This is a genomic window from Halobellus clavatus, from assembly GCF_900107195.1.
Classification (GTDB): domain Archaea; phylum Halobacteriota; class Halobacteria; order Halobacteriales; family Haloferacaceae; genus Haloquadratum; species Haloquadratum clavatum.
The window spans coordinates 161,877-175,281 of the sequence record NZ_FNPB01000006.1 but is presented as its reverse complement, the minus strand read 5'-3'; the positions used below and the strand labels follow the sequence as shown (position 1 = coordinate 175,281).

Below are 13,405 nucleotides of genomic sequence, written 5' to 3'. Positions count from 1 at the left end.
TCGGGCCACGGAGCCATCGACGATGGGAAACGCAGATCTGCGGAGTCTGGCGGCCCTCTCGACGGTCGCCTTCGACGACCTCGGTGCGAGCGTCGTTGCGGTCGACGCCCACAACTGGCTGTATCGGTATCTCACGACGACGGTCAAGTTCACCCGTGAAGAGGCGTACACGACCGAGGCGAGCGAGGAAGTCGCGAACCTCATCGGGGTCGTCCAGGGGCTCCCGAAGTTTTTCGAGCACGACCTCACGCCGGTGTTCGTGTTCGACGGCGGCGTCACGGAACTGAAAGACGACGAGGTCGCAGAGCGGCGTGAGGCCCGAGAGCGAGCCGAAGCGCAGCAGCAGGCCGCCGAGGAACGCGGCGACGACGTCGCGGCCGCGCGGCTGGAAGCCCGGACGCAACGACTGACTGACGTGATTCACGAGACGACCCGCGGCCTCCTCGAACGGCTCGACGTGCCGGTCGTCGAAGCGCCAGCCGAGGGGGAAGCGCAGGCCGCACATATGGCGATCCGCGGCGACGTCGACTACGTCGGCAGCGAGGACTACGACACGCTTCTGTTCGGCGCACCGTACACGCTCCGTCAACTCACCTCGAAGGGCGATCCCGAGTTGATGGATCTGCAGGCGACGCTCGATGACCTCGACCTCACGCGCGAACAGCTCGTCGACGTCGCGATCCTGTGCGGAACAGACTTCAACGAGGGAATTTCTGGCGTGGGGCCGAAGACGGCGCTCTCGGCCGTCCGCGAGCACGGGGACCTGTGGACGGTGCTCGACGCCAGAGACGCCTACATCGAGAATGCCGATCGGGTCCGTGAGCTGTTCCTCGACCCGCCCGTGACGGACGAGTACGACTTCGAGACGACGATCTCGCCGGATATGGAAGCCGCCCGTGCGTACGTCACCGAGGAGTGGGCGGTCGCGCCCGACGAGGTCGAGCGCGGCTTCGAACGGATCGAGTCGTCGATCGTACAGACCGGACTCGACGACTGGACCTGATCGAAGACTGACGGTAACTGAAACGCGCGTTCGACCTATCCCAACGGGTATGATACCCCGTTTCGTAGTTCCGGGCGATGCGTCGCCGCGACCTCCTCGCTGCCCTCCCCACCCTCTTCGCCGGGTCGCTGTCCGGCTGTCTCGCCACGGCCGGGAGCGACACCCCCACGAGCGAGACGACCACCGAACAACTGCCGCCGAGCGGCTACGGGAGCCTCTCGAAGTTCGATGCCGGCGACCCCTTCGAGACCGAACGAGTCGGCGACCCCGCGTCGAATCGACACCACCAGATCGCCGTCTGGAACGACGACGCCGAAGAACGGTCGGTTCGTCTCACGCTGCGTGACGTAGAGCGAGACGAGGCACTCGTCGACGTGGAGCGGACCTTTCCTCCGTACGGATCGTTGCTCGTCGAGGTGTACCGCCGGGCCGACTACGTGTTCGAGGTGACGCCGCCGACCGGCGATGGACGGACGCTCGGCGTGCGGCGCGACTTCGTCGATTGCAACGACTCCGCGACGCACGTCGCCGTCCGTCCCGACGGGAGCGTCCGCGCTCGTGTGGTCTCAACTGCGATGGCGTGTGCGATGGGGACGGCGAACGAATCGACTGACTCGGCCACCACTACCGACGCCGAGACCGAGAACGCGCCGACGGCCACGCCGCGGTAGACTTTTGGTCCGTCGCAGTCCCTCCTTCGGTATGTCGGCGCCTGAATGGAACCGGTCGCGAGCGTCGTGGTGGGGCGTCGGACTCGCGCTTGGTCTCGCGCTGGCGTACATCGTCTACTCGTTCATCGGGACGTTCGTGTTCGGGGTCTTCATTTACTACGCGACGCGGCCGATCTACCGTCGGATCAGAAAGCGCGTGCGGCCGCCGAGTCTCGCGGCTGCAGTCGCGCTATTCGTCCTCGCGCTGCCGGCGCTCGGACTCATCGGTTACACCGGCGCTGTTGCCGTGAGCGAAGTCCTCCGCCTGACGAACGAGGGTATCTTCGATCTCTCGCGGTATCCGATCACGGAGGGCCAACTGACCCGGCTGACTGACATCGAGAGCTTGCTACAGTTCGACCCCGCGACGCTCTCGGTCGGGCAGATCGAGCAGTTGGTCTCCTCGCTCGGATCGGCCGGAAACGTCCTCGCGTTCGTCGGGGTCGGACTCGTGCACCTGTTCGCGATGATCGCGTTCGCGTTCTACCTGCTCCGGGACGACAAGCAACTCACCAAGTGGGTTCGGCGGAAGGTCGGCGACGACCGCGGCGTTCTCGAAGCGTTCATCCGCGGTGTGGATCGGGACTTCACGAGCATCTTCTTCGGGAACATCCTGAACGCGGTTCTCACCGGAACGATCGGCGTCGTATCGTACTCGGTTCTGAACGTGGTCGCTCCGGCCGGGGTCGCAATCCCGGCCGCGGCGTTGCTCGGGCTGCTCGCCGGCGTCGCGAGTCTGATCCCCATCGTCGGAATGAAACTCGTCTACGTTCCTGTCACCCTGTATCTCGGGGCCGTCTCGTACCTCGCGGATCCGTCGACGTTGTGGTTCACCGCCGTCTTCGTCGCGGTCTCGTTCGTCGTCGTGGACACGATCCCCGACCTCGTCCTTCGACCGTTCGTGTCGGGCCGGACGCTGCACGTGGGCGCGGTGATGATCGCGTACACGCTGGGGCCACTGCTCTTCGGGTGGTACGGGATATTCCTGGGCCCGATCATCCTCGTGTTGCTCGCGAACTTCTCACGGCACGTGCTGTCGATACTGATCGATCGCGAACCGCTCGTGCCGTACGCGGTGGATCCGGGCGTCGCCACGGGCCAGGAGACGGGGCGCTCGCCGCCCGGTGGACCGGCCGTCGCTGCTGATGGGGCGTCACAGGAGGGTGCGGGGGAACAGTCGACACCGCTCGGGGGCGACGGCTCCGAGGGCGACCCGAGTGCTGGGCGGAACGCGAGTGCGTCGCCGGTCACCGACCGGGACGACGACGCAACCCGCGCGGGTGGCTTCGAGTTCGGGGGGCAGGTCGCCGACCGGGAGTGAGGGCGTGTAGCGATGGCGTGCCGCGCAGGACCACGGTGCCTCAGGGTGGGATGGGCTTCGCTCACGGGGGACGAGTGGCTGTGTTCCGCGAGGGCGTGATCGCCGGGACGGAACCGTCCGTCTCAGTCGTCGATTCCGTCGAAAGAGACGTTGATGTAGGTCCCTTCCCAGTCTTTCCGGGCCGCGATTTCGCGGCGGCCGCGTCGCGTGAGCGTGTAGTAGTTCGTTCGGCGATCGCGCTGTCCTTTATCCACGAGCCCTTTCTCGACCAGGGTGTCGAGATTCGGGTAGAGCCGCCCGTGGTGGATCTCTTTTTCGTAGTACTCTTCCAGTTCTTCTTTAATTGCGAGTCCGTGCGGTTCGTCGAGTCCGGCGATCACGTACAGCAGGTCACGCTGGAATCCTGTCAGGTCGTACATCCGTACACTCTACGCTAACATTAGTGTTCTCCAAAATAAACATATCGACATACCACGTGTCTTCTAACGGGCCGTTGACGGGCGATGAGCCATCTCACGTTGATTCCAATAAGGTAACATATCCTGCCAGTTATCCGTACAGTGTAGAATATCTAATATCTCAACACTGAAATTTCGAGCGACGGCGTGCGCCGGCCCCGTCCCGAGCGATCGCGACGGCTGTGACTGTCGCGCCTCACAGACTGGTGGCACTCGGCGAGTAGGTGCAACGGAAAAGGAAAGCAAGCCGCGTGAAAGCACGCGGAAGCTTGCCGCCCTGAATTGGTCCCCGCTGACGCTTCGGCCCTCCAGACGAAGCGTCACCTGACAGTTACGGAGTCCCGTACATAAGTATGTCGGCTACGGCGATGTCGTTGGGTTCGGCTGGCCGAATCATCTCCCCGCAGGGGGCGGTTCAGCGTCGCGACGCGTTTTTCTCGCTGCGAACCGACCCTCCGAGTATGCGCGTTCGTGGTCGTCGCCGCTGTACTGAGTGTGGACACGAGTGGTCCTACTTCGAGACCGGTGAAGTGGCGTGTCCGGACTGCGACAGTCTCCGAAGCGTCGGCACCGGCGAGCGACAGCGCCACACCGACAACCCGGTCGAACTTGACCTCTCGGCGCACCGGAACGAACTCGAATCGGTGACCGACGTCGGCGGCATCGCCGACGGGCTGAAAGCCACGCTCCGGGAGTACGTCCGGAAACGCGGATTCGTGAGCGGCGGTGACCTCCGGACGGTCGACGATACCATTCTGGCGGCCGCGGAGCTCCTCCACGCTGTCGACGTCTTCGATCGGTCCCGTGAGCCGACCGAGTCCTCTCGCCTCTACGTCTTAGAGCTGCTTCGCGGCGCCGACAAGAACGAACGACCTGCTCCGGATACGGTCCCGGAATCGATGGCTGACGCTCGGGGACTGGCGTACGCCGAAATTCTCGACGCGTTCTGCAGCGACCTCGGAACGTGGCTCGACGACCACCCCGACCCTGCCGCAGCGCGCGTCCGGGAGACGCTGCGGACGCACGTGAAGCGCGTCGACGCCGTCTACGGTGACGTCCCGGTGGCAGAGTCGGAGGCGCTCGTCCGCGCGGCCCGCGAACTCGTCACGTACCTCGTCGAGGGCGACGAAGCGGCGCTCGCAACGGCGGAGGATCGGCTCTCGCGGCTGGAATGACCCGCCTGTTCGACGACAATCTCTTTGCCGACAGGCCGGCCACTCTCGGGCGATGACCGACCGATTCGATCAACACGCCGTCCGCCACCGGATGAAACTCCTCCGTGACGACGGCGACGTGACGCTCTATGAGAACCGCGACGATGTCGCCTGTCCCGCGTGTGAGGACCCGTTTTCCAGGCTCCTGCTCACAGAGCACCGCGCTCACTCCTTCGACACGAGCGGGTCAGCGCGGCTGTGCGTGGTCCACGAGGACGAGCGACTCGTCGTCTGTCTGCACCGGTGAGAGACGGCCAAGTACACCGCCAGGTCCCGAGCGTTTATCCCGGAAGCCGGGACCAGCACCACCGTGCGATGAGGATCGACCGCGGCGGTCACGGCGGGTGCGCGGCGCGCCGCCGCGGATCGGTGGGACGCGCCGCCTGTTCGCCACGCAGATAGCGACTGTCACTCGACGGGCTATCCCTTGATGTTGCAGACGGGGTACGTGCGGGCCACCTTGTCGCCGATGCCGAGGTCGTCGGAGACTCGGACGACCTCGTCGACATCTTTGTAGACGCCCGGGGCTTCTTCGGCGACCGTCGCACCCGATTGCGCCTTCACGTAGATCTTCTCCTGGTCGCGGAGTTCGTTCTGGACAGTCTCCCCCCAGAACTCGTTCTTCGCCTGCGTCCGACTCATCGTCCGCCCCGCGCCGTGAGCGGTCGACCCGAACGAGCGCGACAGCGAGCGCTCGCCGCCGCGGAGAACGTACGAACCGGCACCCATACTGCCGGGGATGATGATCGGTTGACCGACGTCACGGTAGGCCGCGGGGACCTCCGCCCGCCCGGCGGGGAAGGCGCGCGTCGCGCCCTTCCGGTGGACGTACAGTTCCCGTTGCTCGCGAGCGACGGCCTCGCCGCTCGACGCGGGTCGACCGTCGGCGTCGACGTCGACCTCGTGGACTTCCTTCTTGCCGATGTTGTGGGCGACGTCGTAGAGGAGTTCCATCTCCATCGCCTGCCAGTCGCGGTCGAACACACGTTCGAAGACCTGCCGCGTGCGGTGCATAATCAGTTGCCGATTCACCCACGCGAAGTTGATCGCGGCGCACATCGCGCCGTAGTATTCCTCGGCGAGTTCGGATCCGGCGGGGGCGGCCGCTAACTCCTTGTCGGGAAGCCTCTCGAGCAGGTCGCCGTGCTCCTGTTCGATCCGTCGCAGATAGTCCGAACAGACCTGATGCCCGAGGCCGCGGGACCCGCAGTGAATCAAGACGACGATCTGATCGGGTTCTAAGCCGAACTCAGCGGCCACCTCCGGACGGTAGATGTCGGTGACGCGCTGGACCTCGAGGAAGTGATTCCCCGATCCCAGGCTCCCGATCTGGTTCTTACCCCGGTCCTTGGCCTTCTGGGAGACGGCGTCGGGGTCAGCGTCGGGACGCATCCCCTCGTCTTCGCAGTGCGCGAGGTCGTCCTCGACGGCGTAGCCGTGTTCGAGCGCCCAGTCGATTCCGCGCGCCAACACGCCTTCGATCGTGTCGCGGTCGCCCTCGACGATACCGCCGCCGCCGAGTCCCGACGGCACGTTCGCGAACAGCGCGTCGACCAGTTCGGCCTCGCGCCCCACGACGTCGTCGTACGTGAGATTGGTCCGCATCATTCGGACGCCGCAGTTGATGTCGTATCCGATCGCGCCCGGTGAAATACAGCCGGTCTCGGCGTCCATCGCGCCGACGCCCCCGACGGGGAAGCCATAGCCCTGGTGACCGTCGGGCATACAGATGGCCCGGCCGACGATCCCCGGCAGGTGCGTCGCGTTGCGGAGTTGTTGGAGCGTCTTGTCGTCGGCGATCTGTTCCAGTAACTGCTCGCTGGCAAACACCCGCGCGGGGACACCCATCTCACCGTCGCGCGGAATCTCCCACACGTGTTCGCGGACGCGTTCGAGTCGGACGCCGTCGAAGACGCGAACGTCGTCGCTGTCGTCGGTCATATCCGGGGAGACGACGGCCCGGGAGGAAAGCGTTCTCCTCCTCGCCGACGGTCGCCGAGTTCGACGAATCGGCCGCCAGATGGCCCCGGACTATTCCTGGTAGGCGACTCGGACCTGTTCCCACTTGCCCTTGGACTCCAGGTGGTCCTGTAACGCGTCGGCGTACGCCTGTGTCAGTCGCTCGGCAGCCTCGATGCGCTCTTGATCGTTTCCGCTCGTCCCGTTGCTGAGGCCGAGGGCGTCCTTCAGCGAGTCGAGCACGCCGCCGGAGCTGTCCTCGCTCTCGCCGCCGCCCATCTGCGCCATCTGCGAGCGGACGTTCTCGAGTTCGGGCATAATCTGCGGCAGTTTCTCCGTATCCGCGACGATGCGTGCCCGGTCGGGGTCCTCGGCGTGTTCGATGTCCAACTCGGTCGCCGTCATAATGAGTCCCCACTCTTGACTACTAAAGCGCGAATTCGTGACGCGATCGTTGAACGCTTGATCGACAGTCATCCGGTCTCCGACGATGCTGTCGGTCCAATCAGCCATACTCTGGGATACGACTGTATCCGGTTTGAGCGTTTCCCTCGGCACGGCGGCCGCCGTGGCGGACTTTCGAGGCGTCTCACACACGGGGCCCCGAAGGGAGGTGTTTTTACTCACGAGCGAGTCGTGGGAACGTATGGACCGGTACGATCTCCTATACCGTCTCTACGAGGAGTACGAGACCGACACGCTCTACGATCTCCAGAACTTCGTCGACCTCTTTCCGCCCGTCGACTCCCGCGTGGCGCTCGAGTACTGGCAGGACGCCAGCGACGAACTCGAGGACCGCAAGCGCGAGATCGGTGAGTCGTTCGCGGCGGGCGAGACGATGGCCGAGGTTGCGGCCCGGGCCACGCGCGAACAGACGTTCACGGCGCTCGATCTCCACGCGGAGTACGGCCGCCCGGTGAACGCGCTGGTCCTCGACGTCGACGAGACCCTCCGCTCGGCCGGGCGGACGGACAACGAGATCCCGCGAGAGACGCTGCACCTCCTCACCGAGTTCTCCGAGGCCGGCGTCCCGATCGTGATCTGTACGGGCCAGACCCTCGAGAACGTGAAGGGATTCATGATTCAGGGGCTGGGGACCGAACTCGTGCACTCCGGGTCGTTGAGTATCGTCTACGAGGCCGGAACCGGCGTGTTCACGCCCGGCCAGGGGTCGGACACGAAGCGGTTGCTCTACGAGGGACTCGACGAGGAGATTCAAGACGTGTTCGCTCGCGTCCGCTCACGGGTGCTGACCGCCGCTCCGCCGGAACTCAGGCGGTCCGTCCACCTGCAGGGCAACGAGTTCAACGTCACCCTCAAACCGAACTTCGACGTCGGGAGCGACGCCGCCGCTGAAGTCATCGACGACGGTCTCGTCCACCTCATCGACCTCTTGGGCCAGTCGATCGTCGAGTGCGTCGAAGGCGTGGGCGACGTCGGAATCGGGAGCCGAGACCGCGAGCAAAAACCCGTGGAATCGTCTGAGTGGGCCCGGGCCTACTACGCCGCGGCAGACCCCGAGATCGCGGAGGTTCTGTCGTCCGAGGACGCCACCCCCGCCTGTGAGCCGGAGGACGTGCCCACGGAGGTGGCGACGCGGTTCGATCGGATCGACGTCGCGTACTACCACGCCGACGCGGCCGAGATCGGGTCGCTCGATCTGGACAAACCGACCGGCGTGACGGAAGCGCTGGACGTCCTCGGCATCGAGGATCCCTTCGTGTTGGTGATGGGCGACAGCAAGTCAGACCTCCGGGTGATGGAGTGGGCCGACGCGGCCGACGCCGGGATCGCCGCCGCGCCGGAACACGCCTCGCAGTCGGTTCTCGATCACGTCGAATCGCGCGACGATCTCGTGTACGGTCCGGGAGACGCCGGCTCAGTGCTGCGGACGGTGGCGGTCCTGAACCGGCTGGCCGTGTGGTGAAGATCGGGGGAATCGACGTCGCCTCAGGAGGTAAACCGCCCGTGGACCGACAGCGTCGTGCTGTCGCCCTGGATCTCGTTGCCGACGACGCTGTCGATCCGCCACTCGAAGCCCACCGAGACCGTCTCGTTGGCCCCGACCGGGACTGACTCGCTCGCTCCGCTCACAGACGCCAGCGGGACGAACGCGTTCGACCCGCCCGCGACGTAGCGGCGTACGCCGCTCTCGCGGACGACGACGATGCGGATGTCGAGGTTCGCGGAGAGTTCGCCGACCGATGGGGTATCGTCGACTTCCGCCTCCGGCTCGGTCAGCCCGTTCTCGTTGTCGACGACGCCGCCCACGGTGAGCAGGAGGGTGTCCTGCCCGGGATCCGGCGGGCCGAAGATCGTCTCCGACCCGCCGCTGCTCCCCGGCATTACGCCGCCCGCGGTGAAGAGCGCGGTCGTCGGGGTGCCGGTGCCCCCGGTCCCGTCCGTGCTGCCCTCGCGTTCGGCGTCGGTGCCGTCGGCGTCGGAAGTGCCACCGCTACCGCTGCCGCCGGTCGTTCCGCCGCCCGCCGTCTGCACCGACAGCGAGGGTCCGGCGTCACCGCGGGACGGCGTTCCGACGGAGTCTCGATCGACGCCGAGTCCCGTCTCGACGGTCGGGGTCCCGCGCTCGTCACCCGAGCCGAACGAAACGACCCGGGCCGCCGGTCGATCCACCGTGAACTCGTACTCGTCGGCGGCGTTCACCGACGTCACGGTCCCGTCCGTGGCGAACAGTCGGGCCGTCACCGAGATCGCGCCACGTCGGACCGCGACCGACCCGGGCACTGCCACGTCGAACCCGTCTGACTGGTCCGCGTCGAGGTACACCGTCCCCGGCCCGCCGACCGTGGACCCGATGTCGACCGTCCCTGCGGTGACCGCACCAGTCGTCAGTCGGGTGCTCTCCACCTTACTGCCGTCCGGGAGCCGGGAGCGAACGAGGAGTTCGATCCGGTCGACGTCGTCGCGAACGACGAGCGATCCGCCGAGCGATCCCGTCACCGTTCCCACGTCCCCGGCGTCGTTGCGGACGTCGACCGGGTCGGCGGCGGCGACGGTGAGCTGTGGGGCGTCCGAGAGCGCACTGTCCGACCCGATGCCGAAGGGCCTGTTCTCTAAGAGCGCTCCGCCGCCCGAGAGCGCTCCCGCTCCCGCGCCCATCAGTGCCACGCCGAGTACGACGACCAGCAGGAGTCGGCTTCTGGAGATACCGTCCGCTGCGTCGCGCGCGCCCATCAGGCCTCACCCGAAGCGTCCCCGCCCGCGGGGTCGGTGTCGCCGCCGGCCCCGCTGTCGGGAGACGATTCGGTGGTATCGGATCCGACCTCGTCGCTGCCGCTCTCGATCGTCCCGTCGGTCGCTCCGTGACCGGCAGCAGGATCTGACTCAGTGGATTCGCCCTCCGAGGCGGTTCCGCCGTCCGCCGTCGAACCATCACCGGCGGTGTCAGCCGCGTCGCTGGACGTCGAACCGTCGCCCGAGGCGTCCCCGTTGATGGCCGTCCCCTCCGGCGCCGTCGGGTCGTCGCTGTCGCCCGCATCGGTTGTCTCGTCGGACCGGGCCGTGACGGTCGGGGCGCCGCCGGAGCCGCCGTCCGCCTGAGTGCCGTCTGTCTCGCTCCCGTTCACGTCCGTCGCTCCGCCGCCAGTCGCGGACTCGTTGCCCGCTGGCTCGGAGGAGGTGGCTTCCTCCCCGGAGGTGTTCGCGATCGGGGCGGTTCCGACCGTTCCGTCGTCGACCGGTATGCTGCCGGTCGACTCGTTTCCGGACCTCTCGTCGACGAGCACCGTCGTTCCGTCGGCGGCCCGCTCGGCGTCCGCAGCCGTGTCGTTGGCAGCCGTGTGCGCGCTCTCGTTGCCGTCGACCGCCGTCGCCGTCCCGTTGGCGGTCTCGTTCCCGTCGGCGTCGCCGAGATCTGCCGCGGTCGGTTCCGCCCCGTCGACTCCCGTCGCGTTCGCGTCGGTTGTCACCGACGCGTTCGGCACGAACAGCCCGAACGGACTGAAGTCGTCGGTCGTCGCCTCCATCAGGTAGTGACCGCCGACGTCCCGCCTGACCGCGGTCTGCAGGTACGTCCAGCCGTCCGGGCCGCGGTGGCCGATCACGACCTCGTGCGGCTCGACGCCGACGCCGTCGATCCACGACTGCGAGATCCACACGGAGACCAGCGCGCAGCCGTCGCCCTCGACCTGGAACCACTCTGCGAGGCTGAGTGAGCCGGACGCGGCGGGGTGTTCGGGCACCTCGCAGGTCTCGAGCGGCTGGACGCGGAACGTCGAGACGGACTGGTCGGCCTCGAGGGTGAGGCCGACGTCGACCGACTCGCGGTCCGACAGCAGCGCGGTCGTCGCGCTGCCGGACGCGGACGCGACGAGGGCGAACGCGAACAGCAGGGCGAGCAGTCGTCGTCCGGACCGGGTCCCACCCGGCATCTGTGTCATCGTGGCCTCTCCATCGTCGTGTCACTCATCGTCTTCTTCCTCCACGGGTTCGACCACGACGGTCCCGTCGTCGTCGAACTCGTATTTCACCCAGTTGTCCCCGGAGCAAGGGTCGTTGGGATACCGCGACGGTTGGCCGTCAGCGGTGTGCTCGTTACCGCTCTCCCGCTCGTGGGTTGCGATCAGGCCGAGGTCGCTGTCGCCGCCGCCCGTCGTGACGCGGAATGGGGTCTCCTCGCCGTCGTACCGGAAGACGTCCATATACGAGGCGTACTTGAGCACGACGGTGTCGACGCCCGACGGAATCTCCGTCACCGTCAGCGTGGGGTAGTTCCCGCCGCACTCGATCGTCTCGAACGACAGGCCCGTCTCCTCGAACGATCCGTCGCCGCAGAAGGCGACGAAACTGATCGACGTGCCGCACTCGGGCTCGCAGTCGGGGCAGGCCGGCAGTCCGAGGTCGAACTGCTCGGGGTCCCCGAGGTGCCGCTCCTGGATCGCGCGGAATTCGAACTCGAAGCCGATGTCCGGAGCAGCGGCCTTACGACCCGTACCGCGTCCGCGTCCCGGCCTGTCGCCCGCCAACGGTTCGAGCAACAGCCACGTGAACGTCACCGTCCACGTCTCCGTGCTGCCCGCAAGCGCCTGCGTCGAGAGCAGTCCGCCGCGGCCGTACGCCTCGCGGAACGCATCGAGCGTTCCGGTGAACAGCGTCGTCGTGCCGGATCCGGGGCGCGTCAGTTCGAGTTCTACCTCGATCTTCGATTCGACATCGTCGCAGGTCGGGCACGGGGACATAAGCCAGACGAACGCCGGGTTCGTGTCGACCGAGAGCTCGAACGTCGCGGTCTGCTCCTCGTGGAGCACGAGTTTTCCGGTGTAAGTGCCGTCCGTCCACGACGGCGGTCGGAGGACGGCCACGTCGAGGTCGAGCGTGCCCGCGCTCAGTCGGGTCTTGACCTGTTCAGTGTCGGTGAGCAGGGCGGCCACACCGCTGCCCGAGGCGGCCGCCGCGCCCGTCGCCGCGGCCGCGTAGAGGACCGAGCGCCGCGAGAGGCCGCTCGGCCCGTCGCGCGAGCCGGCCGGGTCACTCATCGTCGCCTCCCGCGGGGCGGACGGACTCGGCCGTCTCGGGGTCGGCCGCCGGGGTGTCGTCGGCCGTCTCGGTGGGGTCCACCTGCCAGATCAGGTCCTCGTTGGCGGCTCCACCGCCGTCGGCGGCCGCTGTGGGTGACGAGATCGGGTCGTCCACGTCGTCGACGTCACTCTCTCCGGCCGCGTCGTCCGTCGTGCGATCGTCGGCGTCGCCCTGCTCGGACGCCGCACCGGACGCGTCGTCGTCCGGGTCGTCGCCCGCCCCGTCGTCGGCGTCCGCGCCCGATCGGCTCCCGGAGTGCAGCCCGATCACGAACAGGAGCCCGATCGCCGTTGCGATCGCCATCGTGATCGACCACGAGGTGCGGAGCTCGGAGGCGACGTAGGCGCTGTAGGGCAGGTAGACACCGAAGATCAGGATTATGATCTGGAGGCTCGACCGCGTCAGCGTGAGCGACGCGCCGCCGGAATCGGTGTCGTCGCCGTCTACCGTCGATTCCGCCTCCGGCCCGTCGCCGTCGGCTGACTGACCCTCGCCGGCGACAGTACCGGCAGCGTCGGTCCCGCCACGATCACCGTCGCTGGGGTCGGTACCGCCCGCCCCCGCCGTGCTTGTCGCTCCCGGCGCGGCGGCGCTGATCGACCCCACGAGGGACCGAAGCTCGGCCCCGACGAACAGGACCAGCGGGATCACCACGACCGCGGCGAAGCCGACGGGCGTGTTCACGAACGCGATGGCGTGGCCGAGCAGCGGGATCGTCAGGAAGACCGTTCCGATCACGCGGTCGTGCGTGACGAGGCCGCTGTCGGGGTCCTCGTTGGCGTCACCCTTGGTCAGATACGCAGTGCCGTCATCCGCCTCGACGACTTCGATCACCCGGTGGGTCGTCGGCGTCGCGCTGTCTGTCCGGTAGGTGATGACGTCCCCCGCCGCGATCGAGCCGACGGCGGCGTCGCGGACGACGACCACGTCGCCGGGGCTCATCGCGGGCTCCATACTCCCCGAGAGGACCACGAAGCTCTGGTCGGCGCCGACGACCTGCGGGACCCCGTAGACCACGAACGGGGCCACCAGCGCGATCAGTACGACGACACCGAGCACGTTCGCCGCCCGCCGGAGAGTGGACCGGTCGGTCAGCGACACTCGATCACCCCCACCGTCCCCGTGCCGTGGCGGCCGACCGCGACCCGTGGAGACGTGCCTGGGGCCGATCGAACCGTCGCGTACTGACTGTCTGTCACGTC

13 protein-coding genes are annotated in these 13,405 nt (G+C 67.3%); 6 read left to right on the top strand and 7 right to left on the bottom strand.

All coding sequences use genetic code 11. The features are described 5' to 3' along the window. Positions 1–22 precede the first annotated feature (22 nt). The 3 genes from fen (at position 23) to BLU74_RS10660 (ending at position 3,034) form a co-directional block, all read left to right on the top strand. Positions 23–1,003 carry a flap endonuclease-1 gene (fen, locus tag BLU74_RS10670; RefSeq protein ID WP_089767272.1) on the top strand — a complete coding sequence of 327 codons (981 nt, stop codon included), beginning with the start codon at positions 23–25 and terminating at the stop codon, positions 1,001–1,003. Positions 1,004–1,080: 77 nt separating this feature from the next. After that, positions 1,081–1,674, top strand: coding sequence for a hypothetical protein (locus BLU74_RS10665; RefSeq protein ID WP_089767271.1), 594 nt, complete (start codon positions 1,081–1,083; stop codon positions 1,672–1,674). A 31-nt stretch (positions 1,675–1,705) separates the two neighbouring features. Continuing rightward, positions 1,706–3,034, top strand: a complete 1,329-nt coding sequence (locus tag BLU74_RS10660; protein WP_089767270.1) for an AI-2E family transporter — start codon at positions 1,706–1,708, stop codon at positions 3,032–3,034. A gap of 122 nt (positions 3,035–3,156) precedes the next feature. On the opposite strand, the gene BLU74_RS10655 is transcribed toward BLU74_RS10660, so the two are convergent. Continuing rightward, positions 3,157–3,453: a PadR family transcriptional regulator gene (locus BLU74_RS10655; RefSeq protein WP_089767269.1), complete on the bottom strand. Its 297-nt coding sequence runs from the start codon at positions 3,451–3,453 to the stop codon at positions 3,157–3,159. A gap of 500 nt (positions 3,454–3,953) precedes the next feature. Between BLU74_RS10655 and BLU74_RS10650 the strand changes: the two genes are divergently transcribed. Further along, positions 3,954–4,667, top strand: coding sequence for a DUF7117 family protein (locus tag BLU74_RS10650; RefSeq protein ID WP_089767268.1), 714 nt, complete (start codon positions 3,954–3,956; stop codon positions 4,665–4,667). 52 nt (positions 4,668–4,719) lie between these two features. Then, a complete protein-coding gene (locus BLU74_RS10645) occupies positions 4,720–4,953 on the top strand; it encodes a DUF7385 family protein (RefSeq protein WP_089767267.1) in 234 nt (77 codons plus the stop codon). 173 nt (positions 4,954–5,126) lie between these two features. Here BLU74_RS10645 and BLU74_RS10640 read toward each other — a convergent pair whose 3' ends face one another. Further along, positions 5,127–6,647, bottom strand: coding sequence for an RtcB family protein (locus BLU74_RS10640; protein WP_089767266.1), 1,521 nt, complete (start codon positions 6,645–6,647; stop codon positions 5,127–5,129). A gap of 90 nt (positions 6,648–6,737) precedes the next feature. Continuing rightward, complete coding sequence (locus BLU74_RS10635) at positions 6,738–7,178, bottom strand: DUF5799 family protein (RefSeq protein WP_089767265.1); 441 nt, start codon at positions 7,176–7,178, stop codon at positions 6,738–6,740. A gap of 133 nt (positions 7,179–7,311) precedes the next feature. Between BLU74_RS10635 and BLU74_RS10630 the strand changes: the two genes are divergently transcribed. Then, entirely contained in the window at positions 7,312–8,592 is a 1,281-nt protein-coding gene (locus BLU74_RS10630) for an HAD family hydrolase (protein ID WP_089767264.1), read from the top strand. Positions 8,593–8,615: 23 nt separating this feature from the next. On the opposite strand, the gene BLU74_RS10625 is transcribed toward BLU74_RS10630, so the two are convergent. The 4 genes from BLU74_RS10625 to BLU74_RS10610 are packed head-to-tail and all read right to left on the bottom strand — an operon-like array spanning position 8,616 to position 13,304. Continuing rightward, the gene (locus BLU74_RS10625) at positions 8,616–9,860 is read right to left on the bottom strand and encodes a hypothetical protein (protein WP_089767263.1); all 1,245 of its coding nucleotides are present in this window, start codon (positions 9,858–9,860) and stop codon (positions 8,616–8,618) included. Beyond that, positions 9,860–11,065, bottom strand: coding sequence for a hypothetical protein (locus BLU74_RS10620; protein ID WP_089767262.1), 1,206 nt, complete (start codon positions 11,063–11,065; stop codon positions 9,860–9,862). The genes BLU74_RS10625 and BLU74_RS10620 overlap by 1 nt, the downstream gene beginning before the upstream one ends. Positions 11,066–11,086: 21 nt before the next feature. Beyond that, a complete protein-coding gene (locus BLU74_RS10615) occupies positions 11,087–12,160 on the bottom strand; it encodes a hypothetical protein (protein ID WP_089767261.1) in 1,074 nt (357 codons plus the stop codon). Continuing rightward, the gene (locus tag BLU74_RS10610) at positions 12,153–13,304 is read right to left on the bottom strand and encodes a signal peptidase I (protein WP_089767260.1); all 1,152 of its coding nucleotides are present in this window, start codon (positions 13,302–13,304) and stop codon (positions 12,153–12,155) included. Before BLU74_RS10610 ends, BLU74_RS10615 begins: the two co-directional genes overlap by 8 nt. Positions 13,305–13,405: the final 101 nt, after the last annotated feature.

Bases quoted from the DNA above. Each gene is read 5' to 3' on its own strand.
- fen (WP_089767272.1), top strand. From the start codon at position 23: ATGGGAAACGCAGATCTGCGGAGTCTGGCGGCCCTCTCGACGGTCGCC.
- BLU74_RS10665 (WP_089767271.1), top strand. From the start codon at position 1,081: ATGCGTCGCCGCGACCTCCTCGCTGCCCTCCCCACCCTCTTCGCCGGG.
- BLU74_RS10660 (WP_089767270.1), top strand. From the start codon at position 1,706: ATGTCGGCGCCTGAATGGAACCGGTCGCGAGCGTCGTGGTGGGGCGTC.
- BLU74_RS10655 (WP_089767269.1), bottom strand. From the start codon at position 3,453: ATGTACGACCTGACAGGATTCCAGCGTGACCTGCTGTACGTGATCGCC.
- BLU74_RS10650 (WP_089767268.1), top strand. From the start codon at position 3,954: ATGCGCGTTCGTGGTCGTCGCCGCTGTACTGAGTGTGGACACGAGTGG.
- BLU74_RS10645 (WP_089767267.1), top strand. From the start codon at position 4,720: ATGACCGACCGATTCGATCAACACGCCGTCCGCCACCGGATGAAACTC.
- BLU74_RS10640 (WP_089767266.1), bottom strand. From the start codon at position 6,647: ATGACCGACGACAGCGACGACGTTCGCGTCTTCGACGGCGTCCGACTC.
- BLU74_RS10635 (WP_089767265.1), bottom strand. From the start codon at position 7,178: ATGGCTGATTGGACCGACAGCATCGTCGGAGACCGGATGACTGTCGAT.
- BLU74_RS10630 (WP_089767264.1), top strand. From the start codon at position 7,312: ATGGACCGGTACGATCTCCTATACCGTCTCTACGAGGAGTACGAGACC.
- BLU74_RS10625 (WP_089767263.1), bottom strand. From the start codon at position 9,860: ATGGGCGCGCGCGACGCAGCGGACGGTATCTCCAGAAGCCGACTCCTG.
- BLU74_RS10620 (WP_089767262.1), bottom strand. From the start codon at position 11,065: ATGACACAGATGCCGGGTGGGACCCGGTCCGGACGACGACTGCTCGCC.
- BLU74_RS10615 (WP_089767261.1), bottom strand. From the start codon at position 12,160: ATGAGTGACCCGGCCGGCTCGCGCGACGGGCCGAGCGGCCTCTCGCGG.